This window comes from Janthinobacterium aestuarii, assembly GCF_051380835.1.
Lineage (GTDB): Bacteria > Pseudomonadota > Gammaproteobacteria > Burkholderiales > Burkholderiaceae_D > Janthinobacterium > Janthinobacterium aestuarii.
On record NZ_JBNYXU010000003.1, the window covers coordinates 152792 to 178426 of the forward strand.

20 protein-coding genes are annotated in these 25635 nt (G+C 64.5%); 13 read left to right on the plus strand and 7 right to left on the minus strand.

What is annotated here, in order from left to right:
* Positions 1–2 precede the first annotated feature (2 nt).
* Together ACQ4WO_RS10240 and ACQ4WO_RS10245 are read left to right on the plus strand one after the other, a co-directional pair.
* Positions 3–1946 (plus strand): branched-chain amino acid ABC transporter ATP-binding protein/permease, encoded by a 1944-nt coding sequence (locus tag ACQ4WO_RS10240; protein WP_436481298.1) that lies wholly within the window; start codon positions 3–5, stop codon positions 1944–1946.
* Between the two features lie 10 nt (positions 1947–1956).
* A complete protein-coding gene (locus tag ACQ4WO_RS10245; RefSeq protein WP_436481299.1) occupies positions 1957–2679 on the plus strand; it encodes an ABC transporter ATP-binding protein in 723 nt (240 codons plus the stop codon).
* On the opposite strand, the gene ACQ4WO_RS10250 is transcribed toward ACQ4WO_RS10245, so the two are convergent.
* The 6 genes from ACQ4WO_RS10250 to ACQ4WO_RS10275 form a co-directional block, all read right to left on the minus strand.
* Positions 2676–2996 carry a DUF2288 domain-containing protein gene (locus ACQ4WO_RS10250; RefSeq protein ID WP_436481300.1) on the minus strand — a complete coding sequence of 107 codons (321 nt, stop codon included), beginning with the start codon at positions 2994–2996 and terminating at the stop codon, positions 2676–2678. The two genes, ACQ4WO_RS10245 and ACQ4WO_RS10250, sit on opposite strands and share 4 nt — an antisense overlap.
* 42 nt (positions 2997–3038) lie before the next feature.
* Positions 3039–3746, minus strand: a complete 708-nt coding sequence (locus ACQ4WO_RS10255; RefSeq protein WP_436481301.1) for an RES family NAD+ phosphorylase — start codon at positions 3744–3746, stop codon at positions 3039–3041.
* Positions 3747–3748: 2 nt separating this feature from the next.
* Positions 3749–4186, minus strand: a complete 438-nt coding sequence (locus tag ACQ4WO_RS10260) for an antitoxin Xre/MbcA/ParS toxin-binding domain-containing protein (RefSeq protein ID WP_436481302.1) — start codon at positions 4184–4186, stop codon at positions 3749–3751.
* Positions 4187–4405: 219 nt separating this feature from the next.
* The gene (gene fos / locus ACQ4WO_RS10265; protein ID WP_436481303.1) at positions 4406–4822 is read right to left on the minus strand and encodes a fosfomycin resistance glutathione transferase; all 417 of its coding nucleotides are present in this window, start codon (positions 4820–4822) and stop codon (positions 4406–4408) included.
* A gap of 198 nt (positions 4823–5020) precedes the next feature.
* Positions 5021–6721: a single-stranded-DNA-specific exonuclease RecJ gene (recJ, locus tag ACQ4WO_RS10270; RefSeq protein ID WP_046682982.1), complete on the minus strand. Its 1701-nt coding sequence runs from the start codon at positions 6719–6721 to the stop codon at positions 5021–5023.
* Positions 6718–7776, minus strand: coding sequence for a hypothetical protein (locus ACQ4WO_RS10275; RefSeq protein WP_436481304.1), 1059 nt, complete (start codon positions 7774–7776; stop codon positions 6718–6720). Before ACQ4WO_RS10275 ends, recJ begins: the two co-directional genes overlap by 4 nt.
* Positions 7777–8169: 393 nt before the next feature.
* Here ACQ4WO_RS10275 and ACQ4WO_RS10280 point away from each other — a divergent pair, with 393 nt between their 5' ends.
* From ACQ4WO_RS10280 to ACQ4WO_RS10330, 11 genes are all read left to right on the plus strand, one after another.
* Positions 8170–11673, plus strand: coding sequence for an SdrD B-like domain-containing protein (locus ACQ4WO_RS10280; protein WP_436481305.1), 3504 nt, complete (start codon positions 8170–8172; stop codon positions 11671–11673).
* A gap of 124 nt (positions 11674–11797) precedes the next feature.
* The gene (locus ACQ4WO_RS10285; RefSeq protein WP_436481306.1) at positions 11798–12457 is read left to right on the plus strand and encodes a PEP-CTERM sorting domain-containing protein; all 660 of its coding nucleotides are present in this window, start codon (positions 11798–11800) and stop codon (positions 12455–12457) included.
* Between the two features lie 102 nt (positions 12458–12559).
* Positions 12560–14713: a type I secretion system permease/ATPase gene (locus ACQ4WO_RS10290; protein ID WP_436481307.1), complete on the plus strand. Its 2154-nt coding sequence runs from the start codon at positions 12560–12562 to the stop codon at positions 14711–14713.
* Positions 14710–16032 (plus strand): HlyD family type I secretion periplasmic adaptor subunit, encoded by a 1323-nt coding sequence (locus ACQ4WO_RS10295; protein ID WP_436481308.1) that lies wholly within the window; start codon positions 14710–14712, stop codon positions 16030–16032. Before ACQ4WO_RS10290 ends, ACQ4WO_RS10295 begins: the two co-directional genes overlap by 4 nt.
* A complete protein-coding gene (locus tag ACQ4WO_RS10300) occupies positions 16032–17333 on the plus strand; it encodes a TolC family protein (RefSeq protein WP_436481309.1) in 1302 nt (433 codons plus the stop codon). Before ACQ4WO_RS10295 ends, ACQ4WO_RS10300 begins: the two co-directional genes overlap by 1 nt.
* A gap of 105 nt (positions 17334–17438) precedes the next feature.
* Positions 17439–18716 (plus strand): lipoprotein-releasing ABC transporter permease subunit, encoded by a 1278-nt coding sequence (locus ACQ4WO_RS10305; RefSeq protein WP_436481310.1) that lies wholly within the window; start codon positions 17439–17441, stop codon positions 18714–18716.
* A gap of 176 nt (positions 18717–18892) precedes the next feature.
* On the plus strand, positions 18893–20158 hold the full coding sequence (locus ACQ4WO_RS10310) for a lipoprotein-releasing ABC transporter permease subunit (protein ID WP_436481311.1): 1266 nt from the start codon (positions 18893–18895) through the stop codon (positions 20156–20158).
* A gap of 16 nt (positions 20159–20174) precedes the next feature.
* On the plus strand, positions 20175–20891 hold the full coding sequence (gene lolD / locus ACQ4WO_RS10315; RefSeq protein WP_139089536.1) for a lipoprotein-releasing ABC transporter ATP-binding protein LolD: 717 nt from the start codon (positions 20175–20177) through the stop codon (positions 20889–20891).
* A 12-nt stretch (positions 20892–20903) separates the two neighbouring features.
* Complete coding sequence (locus tag ACQ4WO_RS10320) at positions 20904–21701, plus strand: TatD family hydrolase (RefSeq protein WP_436481686.1); 798 nt, start codon at positions 20904–20906, stop codon at positions 21699–21701.
* Positions 21702–21705: 4 nt separating this feature from the next.
* Positions 21706–22947, plus strand: coding sequence for a PQQ-dependent sugar dehydrogenase (locus ACQ4WO_RS10325; protein ID WP_436481312.1), 1242 nt, complete (start codon positions 21706–21708; stop codon positions 22945–22947).
* Between the two features lie 213 nt (positions 22948–23160).
* Entirely contained in the window at positions 23161–23634 is a 474-nt protein-coding gene (locus ACQ4WO_RS10330) for a T6SS effector amidase Tae4 family protein (RefSeq protein WP_436481313.1), read from the plus strand.
* 3 nt (positions 23635–23637) lie between these two features.
* On the opposite strand, the gene ACQ4WO_RS10335 is transcribed toward ACQ4WO_RS10330, so the two are convergent.
* Positions 23638–25623, minus strand: coding sequence for a helicase-related protein (locus ACQ4WO_RS10335; RefSeq protein ID WP_436481314.1), 1986 nt, complete (start codon positions 25621–25623; stop codon positions 23638–23640).
* Positions 25624–25635 lie beyond the last annotated feature (12 nt).

Consider the following 25635-nt stretch of genomic DNA (forward strand, 5'->3'; position numbering starts at 1 on the left):
ACATGAACAAGAAAATCACCATGCTGGCGCTGAGCGCGGCGGGACTGGCCGCGCTCGCGCTGTTCCCCATCGTCATCCCGAACCCGTATTACATCCACCTGGCCGAGACCATCCTGATCTACGCCATCCTGCTGTTCGGCCTCGATATCGTCGTCGGCTACACGGGGCAGGTGTCGCTGGGCCACGCGGGCCTGTTCGGCATCGGCTCGTACGTCACGGGCGTGCTGGTGTTCAAGCTGGGCGTGTCGTTCTGGCTGGCCATCCCCGCCAGCATCCTGGGCGCGGCCGTGTTTGGCGCCATCCTGGCCTTGCCGGCCCTGCGCGTGACGGGGCCGTACCTGGCCATGGTGACCTTGGCCTTCGGCACCATCGTGCAAATCCTGATCAATGAAATGAGCTTCCTGACGGAAGGGCCGATGGGCATCAAGATCCACAAGCCCGTCCTGTTCGGCCACAAACTGACGGAAGTGGAGTACTACTACATGGTCGCCGCGCTGCTGGTGATCTCGCTGGTGGTGGTGCACCGCATTTTGAAATCGAACCTGGGCCGGGCGTTCGAAGCCTTGCGCGACAGCCCCATCGCCTCGGACTGCATGGGCGTGTCCGTGTACCGCTACAAGGTGTACGCCTTCGTCATCAGCGCCGGTTTCGCGGGCCTGGCCGGCAGCCTGTATGCGTATTCGGAAGAGTATATTTCGCCCAATACCTACAACTTCGAGCTGACGATCCTGTTCCTGCTGGCCGTCATCATGGGCGGACGCAAGACCCGTTCGGGCGCGCTGATCGGCGCCCTGATCGTCGTCATGCTGCCCAGCCTCTTGTCGGACATCGAATTGTTCCGCAAGATCGCCGTCGGCGCCGCCGTGCTGGGCGTGATCGGCTCAGCCTTCATGCTGGCGAAAAAGCGCTCCACCTTGCGCGGCGTGATCGTGCCCCTGGTGGCCACCATCGGCCTGGCCGCGTTTTCCTACAAACTGGAAAACATGGTCGACTGGCGCCTGACCATCTTCGGTTTGATGACCCTGTTCGTCGTGTACTACCTGCAGGACGGCATCGTGGGCTTCTTGATGAGCTTTATCGGCAAGGGCCGCCGCCATGTGCAAGCCGTCGCTTCGCACGGCGTGGCGCCGTTCGACCACGCCCAGGGCGGGCAGCAGGGCGCGACCCTGCTGCGCGTGGATCAGGCCCTGATGCAGTTCGGCGGCCTGAAAGCGCTGAACCAGGTGGACCTGAACGTCACGCAAGGCTCCGTGCACGGCTTGATCGGGCCGAACGGCTCGGGCAAGAGCACGATGATGAACGTGCTGACGGGGATCTACAAGCCGACGGCGGGCAAGGTGGAATTTGCCGGCGCCGTGATCTCCGGCCGCACGCCATCCGAGATCGCCTTGGGCGGCGTGGCGCGCACCTTCCAGAACGTGCAGCTGTTCGGCGAGATGACGGCCACCGAGAACGTGCTGGTGGGCCTGCACAACACCTTCAAGTCGAACGTGCTGGACGTGATGCTGCATACGCCGCGCTACAGGCGCGAAGAGACGGCCGCACGCGAGCGGGCCGCCAGCATCCTCGAATTCGTGGGCCTGGCGGACCTGGCCAACGAAGAGGCGCGCAATCTGCCGTATGGCAAGCAGCGGCTGCTGGAAATCGGCCGCGCGCTGGGCCTCAATCCGCGTTTGCTGCTGCTCGATGAACCGGCGGCCGGCTTGACGGCACCCGACATCAAGGAGCTGATGGCCATCATCCGCAAGATCCGCGAGCACGGCATCACCATCATCCTGATCGAGCACCACATGGACGTGGTGATGGCGCTGTCGGACGTGGTGACGGTGCTGGACTTCGGCCAGAAGATCGCCGAAGGCGCACCCGCGCTTGTCCAGAGCGACCCGAAAGTGATCGAAGCCTACCTGGGCGGCAGCGCCGAAACCCTGGCGCCAGCGGCGCACTGAGAGGAAGACCATGCTGACCATTCAAAATTTGCACGCCGCCTACGGCAAAGTCGAAGTCCTGCACGGCATTTCGCTCGACGTCCCGAAGGGCAAGCTGGTGACCCTGATCGGCTCGAACGGGGCCGGCAAGACCACCACCATGCGCGCCATTTCCGGCATGCTCAAACCGAAGTCCGGCACCGTCACCCTGGGCGGCAAGGATGTCACGGGCCTCGATTCGCACAAGATCGCGCGCGCGGGCCTGGCCCATTCGCCGGAAGGCAGGAGGGTGTTCGCCTCGATGTCGGTGACGGACAACCTGCTGCTGGGCGCCTTCCCCCGCTTCACGCGCTCGCGCCCGAAAGGCAACATCAAGCGCGACCTGGACAAGGCCCTGGAACTGTTCCCCCGCCTGAAGGAGCGGCGCGACCAGCTGGCCGGCACCTTGTCGGGCGGCGAGCAGCAAATGCTGGCCATGGCCCGCGCCGTGATGCTCAATCCCGAAGTGATACTGCTGGACGAACCGTCGATGGGCCTGGCGCCGATTTTGGTGGAAGAAGTCTTCCGCATCATCACGCGCTTAAAGGCCGAAGGCGTGACCATGCTGCTGGTCGAACAATTCGCCGCCGCCGCCCTGAACGTGGCCGATTACGGCTACGTGCTGGAAAACGGCAGCATCTCCGTGCACGGCCCGGCGGAAAGCCTGAAAACCGATCCGAAGGTGATCGCGGCGTATCTGGGGGGAGGGCATTAATGTTTGGTGGGCTTTTCCTGCTGCACCAGAATGAACGGGCTGACGACGACGGCCCATAGCGCGCTATCGGCCGCCTGCCAGTCCAGCGCCTGCTGGTCGGAGACTTTGGCCACTTTGCCGTCGGCCATCCATTGCGTGATGGTGGCCTTGTCGTCGTGCGAGATGCGCACGGCCACTTCGACCAGGTCCAGCTCGTTGGCGACCCAGACGACGTTGCCTTGGGCGAAGTGCTTTTCCAGTTCGCTCCAGGCCAGGCGGGCCGTTTCGCTGTTGACTTTGAGGCGCAGTTCGGTGTCTTTTTCAGGATTGGTTTGCATGTGAGATCAGGTTGCGGTGAGTCGGGTGCCGATGCGCACGGTTTATTTGCCCGGGAGGGCTTCCACGTGCGGCGTCGGCGTACCCTGCCATGTTAACCGATAGGCGGTGCCTTTGCGAACATTGCCGACCAGAGCAGGGCGGAAGCAGGCCAGGTTGGTGCCGCCCGCCAGCCGGGTGCTGGGGAAGATGATGCCCATGGAGCCCGCTTCCAGAAGGATGGCGGCCAGGTCTTGCGAGGCGATGTAGCTGGCCGGGTCGAGGCAGGCCGCATAGCGCTCCTGGCCGCGCAAGTCGTGGAAGCTGGCGGAAAAATCGGCCAGCAGCGACTGGTAGCTGACGCTGTCGCCGAAATAGTCGATTTCCTGGTATTCCACGGTTTTATGAAAAATGATCTCGGCCAGCGCCGTTTTCATGTCGAAGGCGCAATACCAGGCGCCCCGTTCGCCATCGTTGAAACGCGCCCCTTCCGGCCGGGCATAGGTGTAGGCGGCGTTGATGATGCGAAAGTGCGGCACGCCAAAAACCAGTTCGTCCACGCCAATTCCTGGCGCGCCGCCGTACTCTGCCACCAGGCGCGCATTCGTCGCGTTATCGAGCTCGAACAGTTCGCGCAGGTGCTCGTCGTCCTCGGCCAGCGGTGCCAGCACGGAGTCTTCCATGTCGGCGAAGCGCGATGGAATCAAACGGCAGGTGTCGATCTGGCGCAGCGCGGCCAGTGGCGGCAGCTGTGCTTGCGGCGTGGTCGGCACGATTACAGTCCTCCGCGGCGCGCGTCGAGCAGCTTGCGCACCGTCTGCATGGCCAGCAAGCCGCCGGCCAGCATCTGCGACAGGGGCGTGCGGCCGCCAAACACGGGATTCTTGTTGGACAAACTGACCCATTCGTCGGCCAGCTTGTCGCCATACAGGATGTGCAGGGCTTTATAAATGCCCAGCAAGTAGGAAATGCGCGTGATGCGGTCCACTTCCAGCACGCGGTCCGGGTGTTTCTTCCACTCGTAATAGGCGCTGCTGGATAGGCCGCCCAGCAATTCGCGCGCATCGTCGTCGCGCAGTTTCCAGGCGGCGGCCAGCTTGAAAAACCCCTTCAAGGCCGCCTGCGACAATCGCTCGCGCTCGGCTTTGGCGTTCAGGTCAACGAGCACGGCCGGTTCGAAGCGACTCTTGGGGTAGGCGTAGGCAAGATTCATGATGAACTCCTTTTATGGAATAATATTACTCCTTTTCGGGAATTTGTGCTGTCCTCGTCCAAATGTGCGCGCCAACCCCCTTAGAGTGCCTAACAGAACCGTAGCGAGCGGCAGTGAGTTGCGGCTGAGAAGCGCAGCTGTGCGAATGCACGGGGACGCCGAGTCAGTGAGCATCGGAGGCCGCAAATCGCGACGCGCAGTAGGTTATGTTAGGTGCTCTTAGTCTTCAAAGAATTGCATGCCAGCATAGGGCGCCGCCCGGCAGGCTGCCAGCCGCTGCGCCAGGCTGCCCGCATGGGCTTCCAGCCGGTGGCCGTCCGGATCGAGAAAATACAGGGAATTGCCGTCGCTGCGGTTTTGCTGCCATTCGGGCGCGCCGGCGGCGCGCAGGCGGGCGGCAAACGGGGCGAAGTCGGCGGGAGCGATGGAAAACGCGTAATGCGTGTAGCCGGGGCTGGCCAGCACAGGCGTGTCTTGTCCGTCAAGCGACAGGCACAGCCATAAATCCCCGGCCGACAGATACGCGCCCCTGTCCCAGCGTGCATGCAGGCACAGGCCCAAGGTGTCGCGGTAAAAGATGATGCTGCGCGCCAGGTCGCGCACGGACAGGGTGAGGTGGTTCAGGCCGGTTAGCATGGTGCTGCTTTCAGGTGGTGTTTCGGGGTGTTCCAGCCATTGTTGTACCTAGCAAGAATAAGATCACAAACGTTGCAACACCTGACAGTACCGTAGCGAGCGGAAGGGAGAGGTGGCCGAGAAGCGCAACCGTACTTCTAGTACGGTGAGCATCGCAGGCCGCCTATACCGACGCGCAGTAGGTACTGTCAGGTGTCACTACACAGGTTCGGCGTGCTCCACCATGAGCTGCACTTTTGTCGTGCCATTGTATTCATTCGCATCTAGTCTGAACGCGACCCTCGTGCGTTCGCCCAGGGCGTCCGTATGCCCGAACCAGATGGCATCAAAACGCACGCCGTTCTTTTCCAGCAGCAGTTTCAGATGGCGCTCTTTGAGGATGCGCTGGCTGACGACGCGGAATTCGTCGCAGAAGACGGGCGGGGCGAAGCCCTGGCCCCACACCTGGCCATCCATCAGCTCGATGAAGGCCGTCGTGTAATAGGCGTCTTCCAGCGGGCCGTCCGTTTCCACGACCCGTTCCAGCTGTTGCTGGCTGAGCCAGGCCTGGCCCACGGCTTCGAAGGCCTTGGAAAAGGCATCGAAAGCGTCGGCGCGGATGGTCAAGCCCGCCGCCATGGCGTGGCCGCCGAACTTGTCGATCAGGCTCGGCGCCCGTTTCGACACGAGGTCGAGCGCGTCGCGCAAGTGGAAGCCGGGAATCGAGCGTCCGGAGCCCTTGATCCAGCCGTCCGCGCCCGGCGCAAACGTGATGGTCGGGCGGTAGAATTTTTCCTTCAGGCGCGATGCCACGATGCCGATCACGCCCTGGTGCCACGATTCATCGAAGACGCTGATGGTGCTGCTGTTGGCCGGCTCGAACGTGTCCAGGTGCAGCAGGGCCGTGTCCTGCATTTCCGCTTCGATCTCGCGGCGCTTCAGATTGATGTCGTTCAATTGCTGGGCCAGCGCCCAGGCGCGGCCTTCGTCGTCCGTGACCAGGCATTCGATGCCCAGCGACATGTCTTGCAGGCGGCCGGCCGCATTCAGGCGCGGTCCCAGGGCAAAGCCCAGGTCGAACGGCGTGGCGCTGCGCGCTTCGCGGCCCGCCACGCGGAACAGGGCCGCCACACCTGCGTGCATATTGCCCTTGCGCATGCGTTTGAGGCCTTGCGCGACGAGGATGCGGTTGTTCGTATCGAGGCGCACGACGTCGGCCACCGTGCCCAAGGCCACCAGGTCGAGCAGGTTGTCGAGCTTCGGTTGCGTTTGCGCATCAAAGAGGCCGCGCCGGCGCATTTCCGCGCGCAGGGCCAGCAAGACGTAAAACACGACGCCCACGCCCGCCAGATGTTTACTGGGGAAACCGCAGGCGGGCTGGTTCGGGTTGACGATGACGGCCGCGTCGGGCAGGGTGTCGGCCGGCAAATGGTGGTCGGTGACGACCACCTGGATGCCGCGCCGGTTCGCTTCGGCCACGCCGTCGATGCTGGCGATGCCGTTGTCGACGGTGATGATGATGTCGGGCGACTTTTCGCGCGCCGTCAGTTCGACGATTTCCGGCGTTAGGCCATAGCCATACTCAAAGCGGTTGGGCACGATGAAGTCGACGTCGGCGCCCATGGCGCGCAAGCCGCGTATGGCCACGGCGCAGGCGGTGGCGCCGTCGCAATCGTAGTCGGCCACGATCACCATACGCTTCTTGGCGGCAATGGCGTCGGCCAGGAAGACGCCGGCCGCGCCGATGTGCAGCAAGCCCGATGGCGGTATCAAGTCTTTCGGCTCGATCGAGAGTTCTTTCGCGTCGGACAGGCCGCGCGACGCGTACAAGCGGGCCAGCACGGGGTGGATGCCGCCCTGGCGCAGCAATTCGGATTCGCGGTAGGGGCAGGGACGGGTGGCGATGCGGGTACGGGTCATGATGCTTTCAACTTGTTCAGGGTAATCGCGCGCCAGAATTTGCGCTGCGCGTTCTTGCTGGTGGTGCAGGCTAGCCAGGCGTCGCGGTGGCTCAGCACCAGGCGCAACTGGCCCAGGCGGCCATCCTTGAGGGCCGCCAGCAGCGGCGCGAACCAGTTGGCTTCCAGCGCTTGCAACTGCTGCAGCCACATGCCCCATTCTTGCGCCTGCGCCGCTTCGGTCAAGCCGCCGAGCACGACGATCGCGTCCTGTGTGCTGGCCAGCACACTGTTTGGACTGGCATCGCGCTGCGCCGGTTCCGCCAGTGCGGCCAGCCAGCCCGGTGCGTCCTGCGTATGCAGGCTGGCCGCGCAGCGCGCCGATGCAGATGCAGCCGTGGCCAGGCTGCCGCCCCAGATCCAGAAGGAGTTGATGGCTTTCAAGCCCCGCTCTTCGCGTGCCGCATTGACCGGATGTTCATGCCACAGCATCTGCACTTCGTTTTGCAGGCGGCGCGCGGCGCGCGCGTGCTCGCCTTCGGGCATCCACACGGACAAATCTTGCGTGGTGGCGGCGTCCGGCGTGGCGCACTGCAAGTCGGACCAGGCGTCGGCGCGCATGAACCAGGTACCCGCGTCGCCATACGCCAGGGGCTGGCCGATCTCGTCGAAATATGGGGCCGCAATGTCGAACAGGGCGCGGCCGTCCGCCTCGCTCAGCTTGAGCTGGCGCAAGTCTTCCAGGCTGATATGGCTGCGGGCGATGGCCAGGTGGGCCGGATGCAGCAGAAAGTAGCGCGCGCCCGGTTCCGGCACGAGGCCGTAGCCGCGCATGGCCTGGGCCGCGAAGGCCGCCTGCGCCGCCTCGCCGTTGGGCGCGGGCGACAGGGTCAAGGCGTGCGCCAGCCACGCTTCGTGCGGCAGCAGGCGGTTGGTGTTGTCAAAAATTTCCAAATTGCAAGTGGATGTGCGCGACAGCAGCGCCGCCAGCGCGGGCGCCTGCAAGACCTTGAGCAGGTCGGCAGCCAGTTCGGCAGTGGGCAAGGCGAAGGGCAGGACGAGGGTAAGTTGATTCATCCCGAGATTGTAGGCGATTGTGGTGGGGGCCGAGAAGGTGCATCTATTTTCAGGCCCCGGATGGCAACATCGCCCGCGCTGGGCATATGCAAAAAATTATAAAAATTTTATTGATATTGTTGGAAATTAATTTGCTTTTGAAAATATATTGGATATAATTGCGACAACTTAAATATTAGAAAGACAATCACCCCCCGCTGCGTGGTTGCGTCGTCTGGCTCCTGTGTCCCTCGAAACTGTATACAAGATCTGCCGGCTTCATTTTTTAAACAAGTCCCTTCTTGGAAGCCCACCTATGTATACATTCGCCGCTTTGCGCGGCCAGGCTGATCGCGCCCTGGCCCCCCGTATTTCCGCTCCTGCAGCCGCCGTGGCATGCCGTCAGGAGGCCGCATGACTACCTATAACCTGTCGACCACGGTCCACGTCTGCGAAGACATCAACAAGAATTTCGATATCCGCGACCTGCTGATCCAGGCCGGCTACTCGGTGCAAGGCGAACTGAATATCAAGAATTTCACGGTTTTGTTGCCGGACGATACCGAATCGACGGAGAACACGCCGCTGTTCGGCATGCTCGACGCCGATACCGTGTACGTGCGTCCCGGCGACTGGGCCGCCAACTACAATGGCAGCTTCTCGACCATCCAGGTGACGATTGACAAGGGCAATGGCGACATCGTCCAGCTGAGCTTGCAAGTCATCATCGATCCCGTCAATGATGCGCCCGATGCGGCCGACAAGACCTTCACCCTGGTCGACGGTTCTAGCGTCGTGCTGAGCGAAAGCGATTTCGGCTTCCACGACGACGTCGAGCATGACGGCTTCAAGTCCATCGTCATCACGAATACCACCACGGCGGGTCAGGTCTTGCTCAACGGCGTGGCCGTGGCGGTGGGCACGGAAGTCTCCATCGACGATATCCGCGCGGGCCACCTGGTCTTCGTGCCCAGCCAGACCGTGGCCGGCGACTTCGACCTCGGTTTCAAGGTGCGCGATGATGGCGGCACGGAAGGCTGCAATGCGCAAGACCTGAGCCTGGCGCCCCATTACCTGACCTTCAAGGTGCCGATGGCCCACCTTGGCGACTTCGTGTGGGAAGACAAGAACGCCAACGGCGTGCAGGACGCGGGCGAGGCGGGCATCGCCAATGTCGTCGTGCAATTGAAGGATACGGCCGGCAATGTGGTGGCTTCCACCACGACGGACGCCAGCGGCGGCTACCACTTCGACGTCAATCCGGGCACCTATTCGGTGACCGTGGTGGCGCCCGCCGGCTACGTGCCGACGGCAGCGAACCAGGGCGGCGACACGGCCAAGGACAGCAATATCGATGCGGCCGGCAAGATGGCGCCCGTCACCCTGGCGCCGGGCGAAACTAACTTGACCCTTGATGCGGGCCTGTACCGCACGGCCGAGCTGGGCGACCGCGTCTGGTTCGATACGAACAAGAATGGCGTGCAGGATGCGGGTGAAGCGGGCACCGCAGGCGTGAAAGTGACCTTGCTCGATGCGTCGGGCAACGCCGTCGGCAGCCCGCTGCTGACGGATGCGAACGGCAACTACCTGTTCACGAACCTGAAACCGGGCGCCTACAGCGTGCACTTCGATAAAACCACCTTGCCAGCCGGCCACGCCTTCACGGGCCAGGACCAGGGCGGCGACGATCAGCGCGACTCCGACGCGAATGCCGACGGCCGCACGGCGCAAGTGCTGCTGGCCTCGGGCGACAGCAACCACAGCGTGGACGCCGGCATCGTCGCCTTGCCAGCCACTCTGGGCGACCGGGTCTGGCATGACAGCAATATGAATGGCGTGCAGGATGCGGGCGAAGCGGGCATGGTCGGCGTCACCGTGCAGCTGAAAAACGCGGCCGGCAGCGTGATCGGCTCGACCTTGACGGATGCCGCCGGCTATTACAACTTCAATGTCGATCCCGGTACCTACTCGATCGCCGTCGTCGCCCCCGCCGGTTATCTGACGACGGTCAAGGACGCGGGCGGCAACGATGCGCTCGACAGCGACATCAATACGCTGGGCAACAGCGGCCAGGTGACGGTGGCTGCCGGCCAGAACTACAGGGATCTCGATGCCGGCCTCTATAAGACGGCCGCCATCGGCGACCGCGTGTGGTTCGACGCGAACGGCAACGGCACGCAGGATGCGGGCGAGGCGGGCGTCTGTGGCGTGAAAGTCAACCTGTACAACGCGCAAGGGGCCGTCGTGGCCAGCGCCACCACGGATGCCAGCGGCAATTATCTGTTCAGCAACCTGGTGCCAGGCAATTACTATCTGGGCTTCGTGCCGCCGGCCGGCTACGGCTTCACCAAGGCCGACATCGGCGGTTACGCCACCGATTCGGACGTCAATCCGGCCACCGGCTTCACCACCACGTGGACCACCCTGAAGTCGGGCGACGCGCAGCTGGACTGGGATGCGGGCCTGGTGAAACTGAACACGGCTTCCATCGGCGACCGCGTGTGGGAAGACAGGAACTACAACGGCGTGCAGGAGGCGGGCGAACTGGGCGTGGCGGGCGTGAAAGTCAACCTGCTCAATGCGTACAACCAGGTCATCGCCACGACGACGACGAATGCCAGCGGCAATTACCTGTTCAGCGAACTGGCGGCCGGCAGCTACAAGGTGGAAGTCATCCGTCCATCGGGCTTTTACTACACCAAGGCCAATGTGGGCGTTGACACGACCGATTCCGACGTCGATGTCAGCACGGGGCGCTCGGGCCTGATCAACCTGGCCGCGGGCCAGAACGACATGAGCTGGGATGCGGGCATCTACCGCAAAGCCAGCCTGGGCGACAAGGTGTGGCGCGACGCCGACCATGATGGCGTACAGGACTACAACGAGGCCGGCATCGCCAACATCAAGGTGCAACTGTACTCGGGCAGCGGCGTGCTGCTGGCCACCACCTACACGAATGCCTACGGTAACTATTTGTTCAGCAACCTCGATCCGGGCAGCTATTCGCTCAAGTTCGACAAGTCGGGCGTGTACCACGCGGGCTATGCCATGGATACGTGGCGCTGGGGCGCGAAAAACGTGGGCACGAACGACAACATCGATTCGGACGTCAACAGCAATGGCACGACGGGCAACGTGGTCTACACGGACATCCTGAAACTGGCCTCGGGCCAGAACGACATGAGCTGGGATGCGGCCATCACGCCCATCGTCATCGACCTCAACGGTGACGGCGTGCACACGATCGCCCGCGCCGACTTCCACGGCAGTTTCGACTTGCTGGGCACGGGCAGCGCCATCCAGACGGGCTGGGTCTCGGCCCAGGACGGCTTGCTGGCCATCGACAGCAATGGCAATGGCAAGATCGACAACATCTCCGAACTGTTCGGCGGCAACGAGAAGGGCACGGGCTTCGCCAAGCTGTCCAGCCACGACTCGAACGGCGACGGCGTGGTCGATGCGCACGATGACAAGTTCGCGGAATTGCGCATCTGGCGCGACGCCAACAGCAACGGGGTGACGGACGATGGCGAGCTGATGTCCTTGTACGACGCCGGCGTGGCCAGCCTGACGGTCGGCTACACGGAACTGCCTTTCCTCGACGCCAACAGCAATTTGCACCTCGAACGCAGCAGCGCCACCCTGGCCGACGGCAAGACGGTCGACATGACGGACGTGTATTTCAACGTCGATGCCAAGGATGCGGCCGCCGCCGGCGTGAGCTTGCCCAGCATGGCCGATCTGCTGCGCGACGACAGCACGCTCGACGTGGTGCTTGGCCAGGATGGCACGGTCAACACGGTCGCTGCCGCCCAGGCTGTCCCGGCTGCCGAAGCCCAGGCCCAGTGCGAGATGGCCGACCTCTTGCGCCGCGCCATGGCCCACGCGAATGTCCAGCCCCAGGAAATGGCTGCCTGATGTCCCTTGCCGGCCCGTAATCCTGCCCGGCAATGCCGCACCGGCGCACCGTCACGGGGCGCCGGCGCTTTCCACGCTTTTTCCACACTTGATAATAGAAATAGGGAAACCAATGAAACAATCCATGCACCTGTTCGTCCGCGGCGCCATCGCCGCCGCCACGTTCGCTCTTGCCAGCGGCAGCGCCCTGGCCGCCTCCAACCTGCAAGTCGTCGATTCGCACAGCGTCAGCCTGTTTACGGCTACCGGCGGCGCCTTTGGCTCGGGCAGCGCCATCTCGCCGACCTTGTGGGAAGTCAAGTACGACAGCAACACCTTCCTGGCGTTTTGCCTCGATCCCCATGTCGCACTGAGCAACAGTTCGAACAGCTACAGCAGCGGCGCCTTCGCCGCCAGCGATTCCGTCAAGCGCCTGTACGAGGGCTATTACGCCTCGTCCGTCGCCAGTGTGTCGACCAGCGCCAACAGCGCCGCCGCCTTCCAGCTGGCTCTGTGGGAATTGAATAACGACAACACGAACCTGCTGACGGGCGATTTGCGCTTCAAAAGCCTGAGCAATGCCGTCGTCAGCGAGGCCAACACCATGCTGGGCGTGGCCACGGGCAATGGCGCCATCCAGAACCTGTACAACTACACGAGCTTGAGCAGCGTCAACCCCGCTTCGCAAACCCTGCTGGCCGTGTCGCCAGTGCCGGAAGCGCAAACCTGGGCCATGCTGGTCGCGGGCCTGGGCCTGCTGGGCTTCATGGCGCGCCGCCGCAAGGGCGCTTCCGCGCTGACTTAATTATTACTCATTAATTATTGCTCATCGCTCATCGCGCAAGCGATAGCGTTCCGCTGCGGCGCGCCCGACTGGTGCGCCGCAGCGTTTTATTGTGAATCCATCATGACCCCACCCCCCGACACTTCCACCGCTTCCGCCGGCATGTCCACCGATGCGCTCGCCAACGCCATCGTCTTCCTCGCGCGCTTTTTCGGCGTGACCGTGCAGGCCGAACGCCTGCGCGCCAGCGTGACCGCGCATGGTGACCCGGCCGCCGCCGGCTTTCCTGAGCAGGCGCTGGCGCAAGCCGCCCTGGCCGGCACCGCTTTGCCGGCAGGCAAGCCGCGCCGCGCCACGGAAATGCCGGCCTTGCTGTACAACGGGGAAGGGCAGGCGCTGGTGGTGCTGACTATTGCTGACGGCAAATACGAATGCCACGTGCCCGGCATCGAAGGCAGCGCATGGCTTGACGCCGCTGCACTGGCGCAGGAAGTGCCCGATGCACGCTGGGTGGCCGTGCGGCCCGTGCTGTTTTTCGACCAGCGCAGCCTGCTCTACAGCATGCCGGTGGCGGGGCGCTGGTTCTGGGATGTCTTCAACCGCAACCGCTGGGTCTTCCGCTGGGCCTTGCTGGGCACCCTGGTGCTCAATATCATCGGCGCGCTGGTGCCGTTCTATGCGATGGCCGTGTATGACCGCGTGATCCCGAACAATGCCACGTCCAGCCTGTGGGTGTTGACGATCGCCGTCGTGGTGCTGACGGGTTTCGAGCTGGCCCTGCGCCTGCTGCGCGGCGAACTGGTGGAAACGGCGTCGCGCCGCATGGACGTGGCGCTGTCGTCGAATATCTTCGCCCAGTGCCTGCGCCTGCGTGCGGCCAGCCGGCCCGCTTCCGGGGGCACCCTGGCCAATACTGTGCGCGATTTCGAATCCGTGCGCGAATTCTTTGCCTCCACCACCCTGACGACCCTGGGCGACTTGCCGTTCCTGCTGCTGTTCCTGCTGGTGATCGCCCTGGTGGGCGGCTGGCTCGTGCTCGTGCCCCTGGCCGTCATCCCGATTTTGCTGCTGGTGGCCTTTGCCTCGCGCGCGGCCCTGGCGCGCCACGTGGCCGCCTCGATGCAGGAAAGCGCGCAGCGCACGGCGCACCTGTTTGAAACCATGAATGGCCTCGACACCATCAAGGCGCTGGGTGCCGAAACGTGGAGCCGGCGCAAATGGGAAAGCCTGACGGTGGCCATCGCCGCCAACAGCGTCGAGACGCGCGAAATCGTCAGCCGGGTCAATTACATCAACACGGCCGTGCTGGCCCTGTCCGGCGTGGCCGTGGTGGCCACGGGCGCCTTGCTGATGGGCGAACACCTGCTGACCCTGGGCCAGATCATCGCCGCGAGCATGCTGACGGGCCGCGCGCTGGCGCCCGTGAGCCAGATCGCGGGCCTGATCATGCGCTGGGAGCAAACCAAATTGTCTTACCATGCCCTCAATAAAATCATGGAAGCGCCGACCGATGACGACGCGGCCAGCCTGCAGGCGCCGCCGCTGTCCGGGCGCATCGAGTTTCGCGACGTGGGCTTTGCCTACCCGAATTCGCCGCCGCTGCTCGATAAACTCAATTTGCACATCCGCCCCGGCGAACGGGTCGGCGTGATCGGCAAGCTCGGTTCCGGCAAGAGCACCTTGCTGCGCTTGCTGCTGAACCAGTACGGCCCGCAAAGCGGCAGCGTGCTGTTCGACGACCTGGCGAGTACCCAGCTCGAACCTTTGAGTCTGCGCCGCCAGATCGGCTACGTGCCGCAGGACGTGACCCTGTTCCACGGCACCCTGCGCGAAAACATCGAACTGGGGCGCAGCCAGCCCGACGACGCCAGTCTGCTCGACGCCATCCGCCTGGCCTGCCTCGACGACATCATTACGCAGCTGCCCAACGGCGTGGCAACGGAAGTGGGCGAGCGGGGCGAGCGCCTGTCCGGCGGCCAGCGCCAGGCCGTGGCCATGGCCCGCGCCTTGTTGGCGAAACCGCCCATGCTGCTGCTCGATGAGCCGAGCAGCATGTTCGATCCGGCCACCGAGCAGCGGCTGATCGGCCGGCTGCGCACCTTGAAAGACACGACCATCGTGCTCGTCACCCACCGCATGGCCATGCTGGCGCTGGTGGACCGCCTGATCGTCTTCGACAAGGGGCGCATCGTGGCCGATGGCCCGCGCGATGAGGTCATGCGCGTGCTCAATAAGCAGACGGCCAGGCCTGCGGCGGAACAGGGAGTAGCGGCATGAGCGCCCTGAACGCCCCGAACGCCCGCTCTCTGCCGGCGGCCCACCCGGACCCGGAACGCGAACCGCAGCGCATCGTCCTGCGAATGGTGGCGCTGATCGCCGTGCTGCTGGTGCTGGTGCTGGCCTGGGCCGTTTTCGCCCAGCTCGACGTGTCCGTGAATGGCCGTGGCGCCATCACGCCGCCATCGCACCTGCAGGAAGTGCAAAGCCTGGAAGGGGGCATCGTGCGCGAAATGCTCGTGAAACCGGGCCAGCACGTGCGGCGCGGCGACTTGCTGTTGCGCCTGGACACGGCACAATACGAGGCCAACCTGGGAGCCAGCGTGCAAAACCGCCTGGCCGCGCTGGCGGGCAGGGCGCGCCTCGACGCGCTGCTGTCCGGCGGCACGCCCCGGTTTGCGCCGGAATGGCAGCAGGAGGCGCCCGAGCTGATCGCCAAGGAAACGCAGTTGTGGCGCGATGGCCAGCGCGAGTTCGCGTCGGCCACGGCGGCCGCGCGCGAAGGCGTGACGCGCCGGCGCGGCGAGCTGGCCGAGGCGCACAGCCGCATCGCGCAACTCGATACGGGCCTCAAAATTGCGCTGGAAAGCCTGTCGATCGAGGAGCGCCTGTTCAAGGAGGGCGCCGGTTCGCGCGGCGACTACCTGAATGCGCAGCAGCGCGTGCAGCAGCAGCGCACGGAACTCGACAGCCTGCGCGCGTCCGTGCCGCGCCTGGCGGCCACCCTGGCCGAGGCGCAGGCGCAGGCGGGCGAAGTGGAAGCGCGCATGCGCGGCCAGTGGGGTGCGCAGCGCAGCGAATACGAAACCAAGGCCGGGGCCCTGGCCAGCACGGTGAAAGGGCAGCAGGACCAGGTGAGCCGGCGCGACGTGACGGCCCCCGTCGACGGCGTCGTCAACCGCGTGCTGGTGGCAACCGTGGGCGGCGTGGCGCAGCCGGGCAAGCCTATCCTGGAAATCGTGCCCGCCGATTCGGAAATGCTGATCTCCGTGCGCGTCAAGCCGTCGGACATCGGTTTTATCCACGTGGGACAGCGCGCGTCGGCCAATGTGCTGGCATATGACGCCACCACCTATGGCCGCCTGCAGGCGCAGGTGGTGCGCGTGGGTGCCGACGCGATTCCCGATGAACGCAACGAGCCGTATTTCGAGGTGCAGCTGAGTACCGACCGCAGCCAGCTGACGGCGCATGGCAAGGTGCTGCCGATTACGCCCGGCATGCCCGTTGACGTGGGCATCCTGACGGGCCGCCGCTCGGTGCTGCAATATGTGTTCAAGCCCGTGTTGCGCGGCTTGCAGTCTTCCCTGCAGGAGCGGTGATGCGTACTCTTTTACTTTGCATGGCATTTGCCTGCGCCAACGCGGAGGCCCAAACGGCCCAGTCCGCGCCACCGGCCACTTTCCAGGCGCAATCCATGCGGGGCTTGCCCGCCTTGCTGGCCCGCGCCGTGCCGCGCGATCCGCAGGTGATCGCGGCGCAGGCGGCGCTGGCCACCACCGAAGCGCGCTACAAGCAGGCCCGCTCGCGCCTGTTCCCGACGGCGGCGCTGCAGGCCACGCGTGGGCGCAGCAACGACCTCGATGGCACCCTGGACGTGGAACGCCGCACGCACCAGGTGGAGGCGAGCGTGCGCTGGAATGTGTACAACGGCGGCGCCGACCGGGCCGAACTCGATGCGGCCGAGCGCGAGATGGCGGGCGCCGCCTTTGACGTGGAACGGGCACGCGCGGACAGCGCGGAAAAGCTGGCCGAAGCATATTTCGACATGCAGCGCCTGGAGCGCAGCCTGCTGCAGTCGCAGGAACGCCTGCGCGACGTGACGCTGCTGGTGCGGCAGGTGACGCGCCAGGCGGAACTGGGCAAAGCGTCGGAAGTGGACCGCGAACTGGCGCAAAGTTCGCAGCTGGACGCGGAACTGGTGCACGACGGCTTGCTGACGGACCAGCAGGCGGCGCGCATCAAGCTCGAAGCGCTGGCCTTCGAGCCGGTGGCGCAGTTTGCCGATTTCGCGTTTGCGCCGCTGCCGGCGCAGGCATTGGAAAACGCCGACACGCAGCAGGCGCAGTTGCGCGCCGCGCGCGAGCGGGCGGCGGCGGCCCAGCTGCGCGTGCGTGGCGTGGCGGCCACCCTGGCCCCTAAAATCGACCTGAATGTCAGCCACCTCCTGAATAACAAGACGACGCCGCCGCCGTCGACCATCCAGCAGCGGGGCTGGTCGGTGGGCGTTTCCTGGGAATTCCCGCTTGGCGGGGGCAGCCTGGCGCAGCGCGACGAGACCATCAGCCGCGCCGAGGCGGCCGAGGCGGACGTGGCGCGCGCCGAGCAGGGCACGCGCGCCGACCTGGCCAGCATGCTGCCGCGCATCGCCAATGCGCAGCGTACCCTGGCCCTGCTCGACGAACAGGAAAAGAAGATGGCCTTCGTCGTGCGCGGCGGGACCATCCAGTATGAGGCGGGCCGGCGCAACCTGCAGCAGGTCATCCAGACGCGCGACAGCTATTTCACGATACAGCAGCGGCGCAGCGACCAGCTGCACCGTCTGACCCTGGCGCAGATGCGGCAATATGCGCTGGCGGGGCGGTTGCTGGACGCGTTCGGCCTGGCGCAGGAGGCAAAATAGGGCCGGCGTGCGCGGTTTCACACATGGATCACGCAGACTTGATGCATGAAATGCCCATTATGTGGCACACTGCGCGCTCGCATATCATCGTTGTCGCGGGAGCGCATGAGCATCATCAAACAATTTCCCTTCGAGTGGCAGGTCGGCGTGCGCTATACGCGCGCCGGGAAACGCAGTGGCCGCAACAGCTTCATTTCCTTCATCTCCCTCATTTCCGTGGCCGGCATCGGCCTGGGCGTGGCCGCCCTGATCGTCGTGCTGTCCGTCATGAACGGCTTCCAGAAGGAAGTCACGGACCGGCTCATGTCGGTGCTGGCCCACGTCGAGGTATTCGATACCAGCGGCTTCATGCCGAACTGGCAGGCGCAGGAGCGCGCCGCCTACGCCAACCCGCAAGTGAAAGCCGTGTCGCCGTTCGTGGAAACCCAGGGCATGCTGCTCAACGACGAAACCATGCGCCCGTCCGTTGTGCGCGGCGTGCTGCCGCAGCAGGAAGCCACCGTCTCCAGCGTGGCGAGCCAGATGAAGCAGGGCAGTTTCAACGATCTGACGCCAGGCTCGTACCACATCGTGCTGGGCATCGACCTGGCCAAGGCGCTCGACGTGAAAGTGGGGCAGAACGTCACCCTGATGCTGGAACGCGAGCCGAGGGCGGGCGATCCGGCCAATGGCATCGTCATGCCGCGCATGCGCGCGCTCAAGGTTGCCGGCATCTTCGAGGCGGGCCACAATGAACTCGATGGCAGCCTGGCCTTCGTCAACATGCAGGATGCGGAGCAGATGCTGCAGCTCGATGGCCCGTCCGGCCTGCGTTTGCGCCTGCATGACATGAACAAGGCGCCGCAGGTGGCGCGCGAACTCAAGGCGTCAATGCCGGGCCAACTGTGGATGCGCGACTGGTCGCGCGCCAGCGCCAGCTGGTATGCGCTGGTGCAAAGCCAGAAGAACATGATGTTCATCATCCTCAGCATGATCATCGCCGTGGCCGCGTTCAACCTCGTCTCGACCCTGGTGATGTCGGTGACCGACAAGCAGGCCGACATTGCGATCCTGCGCACCCTGGGCGCCTCGCCATTCTCCATCATGAAGATTTTCATGATCCAGGGCGCGCTGGTCGGCTTGCTGGGGAGTGCGCTGGGTGTGATCGGCGGCGTCGTGCTGGCGCTGAACGTGGGTGTCATCGTACCCTTCATCGAAGGCATCTTCGGCCTGCACTTCATCTCGAAGGAAATCTACCAGATCAGCGCCGTGCCGTCCGACGTGCATTGGCTGGACGTGGCGCAGATTGGCCTGATCGCCTTTGGCCTGGCGCTGGTGGCGACGATCTACCCGAGCTGGCGCGCCGCCAGAGTCAAGCCGGCAGAGGCGCTGCGCTATGAGTAATTGGCTGATCAACAAACTGCCGGGGTCAGACCCGGCGGGGGGATAGCGCCCAATGGGCGATATCCCGATCCCGCAGGGACGGACCCCAGCCTTTTTCTGCTGCATGAGTAATTGACTGATCAACAAACTGCCGGGGTCAGGCCCATCGGGTCTGACCCCTTAGAAATAACGAATCAATGAGCATGTTAAAAAATCTTCCCTTCGAATGGCTGGTCGGCCTGCGCTACACGCGGGCCGGCAAGCGCAGTGGCCGCAACAGTTTTATCTCTTTTATTTCGCTCATTTCCATGGCCGGCATCGGCCTGGGCGTGGCGGCGCTGATCGTCGTGCTGTCCGTGATGAACGGCTTCCAGAAGGAAGTGACGGACCGCATGCTGTCCGTGCTGGCCCACGTGGAAGTGTTCGACAACAGCGGCAGCATGCCGGACTGGCGCGCGGAAGCGGCGCAAGCGTTCAAGAATCCGGCCGTGAAAGGCGCCGCGCCGTTCGTGGAAACGCAGGGCATGTTGCTGCGCGACGATGCGCTGCGTCCCGCCATCGTGCGCGGCGTGCTGCCCGAGGAAGAACCGAATGTTTCCGACGTGGCCGGCCAGACGCGCATGGGCAGCTTCAAGGCCCTGCAGCCGGGCACCTTCAATATCGTGCTGGGCATCGAGCTGGCGCGCGCCCTGCGCGTCAACCTCGGTGAAAAAGTGACGTTGATGCTGGCCCAGGGCCAGGTCACGCCGGCCGGCGTGCTGCCGCGCATGCGCAGCTTTACCGTCAGCGGCATCTTCCAGGCGGGCCACAATGAATTCGACGCGGGCCTGGCCTTCATCAATATCGAGGACGGCCAGCGTTTGCTGCGCCTTGACGGCCCGTCGGGCCTGCGCCTGCGCCTGGCCGACATGAACCAGGCGCCGCAAGTGGCGGTGGAGCTGAAAAAAACCATGCCGGGCGACCTGTGGCTGCGCGACTGGTCGAAGCTGAACGCCAACTGGTTTGCCGCCGTGCAGACGGAAAAGCGCATGATGTTCATCATCCTGACCCTGATCATCGCGGTGGCCGCCTTCAACCTCGTCTCGACCCTGGTGATGACGGTGACGGACAAGCAGGCCGATATCGCGATTTTGCGCACCCTGGGCGCGTCGCCCCGTTCCATCATGAAGATCTTCATGATCCAGGGCGCGCTGGTGGGCATCCTGGGCACGATCCTGGGCGTGGGCGGCGGCGTGCTGGTGGCCATGAACATCGACGTCATCGTGCCGTTCATCGAGCATTTGCTGGGCGTGCAGTTCCTCTCCAAGGACATCTATTTCATCAGCACCGTGCCGTCCGACCTGCGCTGGCCCGACGTCACCAAGATCGGCGTGCTGGCCGTGATCCTCGCCTTTCTGGCGACCCTGTACCCAAGCTGGTGGGCTGCCCGCGTGAAACCTGCGGAAGCCCTGCGCTATGAATAAACCACTGACTACGACCATGACCGATCTGAACAAACCTGCTTCCAATGGCGGCGCTGCCGTCCTTTCCTGCCGCGGCCTGGGCAAGACTTTCACGCAGGGCAGCTACAAGGTGCAGGTGCTGGCCGGCATCGACATCGACATCCACCGCGGCGAGCGGGTCGCCATCGTCGGCGCCTCCGGCTCCGGCAAATCGACCCTGCTGCATCTGCTGGGTGGCCTCGATACCCCGACCAGCGGCAGCGTGACCTTGCTGGGCAAGGATTTCGCCACCCTCAGCGAAAAGGCGCGCGGCGATTTGCGCAACGCCTCGCTGGGCTTCGTCTACCAGTTCCACCACCTGCTGCCCGAGTTTTCCGCACTCGACAACGTCGCCATGCCCCTGATGATAAGGCGCATGAAGCGCGCGCCCGCCACCGAGCTGGCGCAGCAGATCCTCACGCGCGTGAACCTGGCCAAGCGGGTCACGCACACGCCCGGCGAGTTGTCGGGCGGCGAGCGCCAGCGTGTTGCCCTGGCCCGCGCCCTCGTCACGCAGCCGGCCTGCGTGCTGGCCGATGAACCGACGGGCAATCTCGATCACGCCACGGCCGAACAAATTTTCGACCTGATGCTGGAACTGTCGCGCACCCTGGGCACGGCCTTCGTCATCGTCACGCACGATATCGAACTGGCCAAGCGCTGCGACCGCGTGCTGCGCCTGACGGACGAAGGGCTGCAACCGTACCAATATTAAGGAACCGCCATGCTGTGGATCGACACGCACTGCCACCTCGACGCGCATGAATTCGGCAGCGAATCGCTGCAGGTGGCGGCGCGCGCGCAGCAGCAGGGCGTGGGCATGATCGTCATTCCCGCCGTCGAACGGGCCAATTTCGCCATCGTGCGCGACCTGGCGGCAGCGGCGCCCAACGCCTGCTATGCGCTGGGCATCCATCCGATCTACGTGCCGCAGGCCACCGATGACGATTTGATCGCGCTGCGCGAAGCCGTGGCGCAGGCCATGGCCGACCCGCGCTTCGTCGCCATCGGCGAGATCGGCCTCGATTTCTTCATTCCCATGCTGTGCGAACCGGCCATGCGCGCCAAGCAGGAGCATTTTTTGCGCGAGCAGTTGAGAATCGCCCGCGACTTCGACCTGCCCGTGCTCACCCACGTGCGCCGCTCGCAGGATATCGTTCTCAAGCACGCGCGCCAGATCCGCCCGAACGGCGGCATCGCGCATGCGTTCAACGGCAGCTTCCAGCAGGCGCAAGGCTATATCGACCTCGGTTTCAAGCTGGGATTTGGCGGCGCCATGACCTTTACCCGGGCGCTGCAGATACGCCGCATGGCCACGGACTTGCCTTTGGCGTCCATCGTGCTGGAGACGGACGCGCCCGATATTTCCCCCAGCTGGGTACACCCGGGCCGCAACAGCCCCGAAGAATTGCCGCGCATCGGCGCCGTGCTGGCCGAACTGCGCGGCCTGGCATTGGCCGACGTGGCCGTTGCCACCAGCGCCAACGCGCGCGCCGTGATGCCCCGATTACCTTTGATGGAATGAGACCATGAACAAGAAAATGCTCGCGGGCGCCCTGGCAGCCTGCCTGTCCGGTGCGTTCGCTCCCGCGATGGCTGCGACCAGCGCCCAGTGCGACGGCATGCCCCGTCTCGACGTCGCCACACCGGCCGGCTTTTGCGTGGCCGTGCTGGCCGACGGCCTGAAGTTCCCCCGCGGCGTGCTGCCGCTGACGAATGGCGACATCCTCGTCACGGACATGACGGGATGGGCGCCGAAGCAGGGTAAATTGTGGCTGTTGCAGCACAAGGCGGCCGGCGCCGGCTATGAGCGCAAGCTGCTGCTCGACAAGCTCGATCGCCCGAACGGCATCGTGCAGGGCCCGGACGGCATGGTCTACGTGGGAGAAGTAGGGCGCATCTTCCGCTTCGACTTGCGCGACACCACCCGCAAGCTCACCGACGTGATCGGCGGTACGGCCAAGACGCCGCGCCTGCCGGGCCTCGGTTTGCACCTGCTGACGAATATGCGCTTCAGCCCCAAGGGCGACCTGTATGTGAACGTGGGCTCGAGCACAGACCATTGCGAGAACGACGGCAAGGCGCCCGATCCGGCCAAGGCATGCCCTTCGGCGGAAGGCCTGGAAGCGCTGGGTGCCATCCGCGAATACACGATGGCCTGGCCGGCTGGCACGGTGACGAGCTGGCGCACGCATGCGCGCGGCTTGCGCAACTCGATGGCGCTGGCTTTTCACCCTGCGACGGGCGAGCTGTGGCAGGCCGAAAACTCGCGCGACGCCATCCAGGCCGCCATGCCGCAACTGAAAAGCGACGAGAACCTGCCGCACGAGGAACTGAATTTGATCAAGCCCGACCGGCACTACGGCTGGCCGTACTGCTATGACGACAACGTCGCCAGTCCCGAATATCCGAAGACGGCTTGCGACGCCCAATACGCGGCACCCGAGCGCCTGCTGCCCGGCCATGCCGCGCCGCTGGGCATGACGTTTTACACGGCCAGCCGCTTCCCGGCGCTGTACAAGAATAGCCTGATCATCGGCTACCACGGCTACCGCAGCAACGGCCACCGCCTGGTGGCCCTGCTGCCCGACAAGGCGGGCGCGCCGCTGGGCAAGTCTGTCGACTTGATCGGCAACTGGGAGCGCAAGGGCAAGCAGGGCAGGGGCGCGCCCGTCGACGTGAAGCTGGGACAGGATGGCGATATCTATATGGCTGACGATCATAATGGGCTGGTGCTGAAATTGCATTATGCGGTGCCGGGCAAACCATAACTTTCACCGGTCTCGCACGTGTAGGTCGGATTAGCGGGGCAACGCCGCGCGTAATCCGACATCATTGTTGGCGTTACAGATGTTGTCGGGTTACGGCCTTTGGCCTAACCCGACCTACCGGGCCTACGCTTGACCCCGCTCAGTGCGGGGCTGCCGCATCGTCCTACAATCGGCCTGATGTTCCCTGTCGACCAGGGGCGACGGGAGGCTGGCGTGAAACCTGCATTCATCAATCTGCGTGAAAATTACTCGAGCGTGGCGGCCGTCGACCAGGCGGCCCTGTTCCGCGAAATCGGCTGGGAAGACTTGATCGGCAAGGACAGCTTTGCCAACACCTGCGCCATCCGCGTCAGCCTGGCGCTGATCAAGGCCGGCGTGAAGGTCAAGGGCCGCATGGCCATCCGCAGGGGCCCATTCAAGGGCGCGCTGATCGAACCGGGGCAGGCCAAGCTGGCGCACATGCTGGCCAGCCCGTCGATGTTTGGCGCGCCCGAAAAATTCGCTGCCGATGCGGCCATCGAAGGCATCGGCCAGCGCCAGGGCCTCGTCGCCTTCTTCCGCATTCCCGGCTACCTGGGCGGCGCCGGCGGGCATATCGACATCCTGTTGCCCTCCATCGGCGTGAAGGTGTGCGGCACCGAATGCTACTGGGATTGTGGCGAGGTCTGGTTCTGGCCACTCCGTTGACGTTTACCTGAATTTCTTCGAGCGTCCCCGTGACGCCGCATTGTGCGCGCGCAGGATGGAATCGACCCGCTCCGACGCATCGCGCGACAGGTTTTGCGCCACGTCGATATCGGGGAAGAATTCGGGCAGGCGGTAGCTGAGCCACGCATACGCGGAATAGTAGCGGCAAGTGTCCTCCACCTGCTGCAGATTCTGCGTGCCGCCGCCATACGCATGCTGGCGCAAGGTGCTGACTTTTCCCTGCGACAGATTCTTCGCCCAGTGTTCCCACGCCGTTTGCAAGGATGGCACCTTGCTCGATATCGGCACCAGCGACAGGGTGAATTTGTCGGCCACGGACAGGGGCAGTGTGTCGAGCCAGACGGCGCGTTCCTTCTGGTCTTCCGTGATGCGGGGGAAGAAGAAGCCATCCGGCACGTCGATATTGTGGATGAAGCGGCGCAGCAGTTTTGACAGCGACAGTTCGCCCGTCACCGACGAAATGCGGTGCAGATGTTCGAGCGAGGGGGCCACGGCAAAGCCGCTCGTGTTCAGCGGATGCAGCTTTTCCTTCAGCAGGGCGCGCATGACTTCATGCGTTTCGTTGTCGTAACCGGCCACGAGTCCCTCTTCATGCACGCCGTAGCGGCCCGCGCGCCCGGCGATCTGGCGCGCCAGCGCGGCCGAAATCTCTTCCTCTTCGCGGCCATTGTATTTGACGCAGGTGGTCATGACGATGCGCGCGATCGGCATGTTCAGGCCCATCGCCAGCGCATCCGTGCCGACGACGATATCGGCCGTGCCGTCGCGGAAGCGCTGCGCCTGTGCGCGCCGCACTTCGGGCGACAGGTTGCCATAGACAGTCGCCACCGACAGCCCCGTTTCCGTGATCATGTCGCGCCACATCAGCACTTCGCGGCGCGAGAAGGCGATGACGGCGTCGCCGCGGCGCAGGTTGCGCACCTTGCGCACGGCGTTCGCTTCCATCGACAGGGGCGCCATGCGCTTGAGTACATGTACCTCGAGCGGGCAGTCGAGGCGCTCCGCCAGTGCCTCGATGGCGCGCCGCGCTTCCGGCGCCCCCACCAGGTACACGGTGTGGGCAGGCGCGCCGCAGACGGCCGCCGTCCACGCGGCGCCCCGGTCCGGGTCGGCCAGCATCTGGATTTCGTCGATGACAGCCACCTCGACGACGGTTTTCGTGTCCAGCATTTCCACCGTGCTGGCCACGTGCGTTGCACCGTCGACGACCCTGCGTTCCTCGCCAGTGATCAGGCTCACGGCCAGCGGTTTGCCGTGCGGTGCGGCTTCCTGCAGGCGTTCGTAGTTTTCCAGGGCCAGCAGGCGCAATGGAGCCAGGTAGATGCCGCTTTTCGCCTTGACCAGCGCTTCCATGGCGCGGTGCGTCTTGCCGGAATTGGTGGGGCCCAGCAGGGCGATGAAGCGGCGCGGCAGGCGGCGGGCCATCTCGAACGAGGCCGGATATTCGGCCAGGTTGATGCTCTGGCGCGTGCGCGCCGCGTGCTGTTCTTCCTGCTGGCGCTCGATGGCGTGATTGAAGCGCTGGCGGATGCGGTCGAACACCATGCCGGCCGGCTCGGACGTCTGCATGTCGGCCAGGGAGTGCAGGAAGACCATGGGGTCCGTGTCTACATCCTCGCTCAAGCCCGCGATATCGGCCACGAAATCCATCACGTGCTGGCGCAGTTCCTCGAAGACGGCCGCGCTGGCCCGTTCGCGCACGAGGGCAAGCTTGGCTTCGCGGTCCATCTTGCGCCACTTGGCCGGCCGCGCCAGCACGCCCTGGCTAGGCACCAGCGCATACGGCACCACCAGATGGCCGGCCTTGACCACGCCGGAAAAGCGCACGAAGACGCGGCCTTCCATCTTGACGAGGCGGATATGCTCGGCCAGTTCCCCCAGTTCCGCGACCAGGGTGGCGTCGTTATTGTCTTCGCTGCTGTCGGAAATGTCGGTGGCGATGTCGGGAGGAAGTGCGGAGGAAGTCATGTCGTGCCTGGG

What these genes read in the sequence shown, in the direction of transcription:
- ACQ4WO_RS10240 (WP_436481298.1), top strand. Translation starts at nt 3, where the DNA reads ATGAACAAGAAAATCACCATGCTGGCGCTGAGCGCGGCGGGACTGGCC.
- ACQ4WO_RS10245 (WP_436481299.1), top strand. Translation starts at nt 1,957, where the DNA reads ATGCTGACCATTCAAAATTTGCACGCCGCCTACGGCAAAGTCGAAGTC.
- ACQ4WO_RS10250 (WP_436481300.1), bottom strand. Translation starts at nt 2,996, where the DNA reads ATGCAAACCAATCCTGAAAAAGACACCGAACTGCGCCTCAAAGTCAAC.
- ACQ4WO_RS10260 (WP_436481302.1), bottom strand. Translation starts at nt 4,186, where the DNA reads ATGAATCTTGCCTACGCCTACCCCAAGAGTCGCTTCGAACCGGCCGTG.
- fos (WP_436481303.1), bottom strand. Translation starts at nt 4,822, where the DNA reads ATGCTAACCGGCCTGAACCACCTCACCCTGTCCGTGCGCGACCTGGCG.
- recJ (WP_046682982.1), bottom strand. Translation starts at nt 6,721, where the DNA reads ATGACCCGTACCCGCATCGCCACCCGTCCCTGCCCCTACCGCGAATCC.
- ACQ4WO_RS10275 (WP_436481304.1), bottom strand. Translation starts at nt 7,776, where the DNA reads ATGAATCAACTTACCCTCGTCCTGCCCTTCGCCTTGCCCACTGCCGAA.
- ACQ4WO_RS10280 (WP_436481305.1), top strand. Translation starts at nt 8,170, where the DNA reads ATGACTACCTATAACCTGTCGACCACGGTCCACGTCTGCGAAGACATC.
- ACQ4WO_RS10285 (WP_436481306.1), top strand. Translation starts at nt 11,798, where the DNA reads ATGCACCTGTTCGTCCGCGGCGCCATCGCCGCCGCCACGTTCGCTCTT.
- ACQ4WO_RS10290 (WP_436481307.1), top strand. Translation starts at nt 12,560, where the DNA reads ATGACCCCACCCCCCGACACTTCCACCGCTTCCGCCGGCATGTCCACC.
- ACQ4WO_RS10295 (WP_436481308.1), top strand. Translation starts at nt 14,710, where the DNA reads ATGAGCGCCCTGAACGCCCCGAACGCCCGCTCTCTGCCGGCGGCCCAC.
- ACQ4WO_RS10300 (WP_436481309.1), top strand. Translation starts at nt 16,032, where the DNA reads ATGCGTACTCTTTTACTTTGCATGGCATTTGCCTGCGCCAACGCGGAG.
- ACQ4WO_RS10305 (WP_436481310.1), top strand. Translation starts at nt 17,439, where the DNA reads ATGAGCATCATCAAACAATTTCCCTTCGAGTGGCAGGTCGGCGTGCGC.
- ACQ4WO_RS10310 (WP_436481311.1), top strand. Translation starts at nt 18,893, where the DNA reads ATGAGCATGTTAAAAAATCTTCCCTTCGAATGGCTGGTCGGCCTGCGC.
- lolD (WP_139089536.1), top strand. Translation starts at nt 20,175, where the DNA reads ATGACCGATCTGAACAAACCTGCTTCCAATGGCGGCGCTGCCGTCCTT.
- ACQ4WO_RS10325 (WP_436481312.1), top strand. Translation starts at nt 21,706, where the DNA reads ATGAACAAGAAAATGCTCGCGGGCGCCCTGGCAGCCTGCCTGTCCGGT.
- ACQ4WO_RS10335 (WP_436481314.1), bottom strand. Translation starts at nt 25,623, where the DNA reads ATGACTTCCTCCGCACTTCCTCCCGACATCGCCACCGACATTTCCGAC.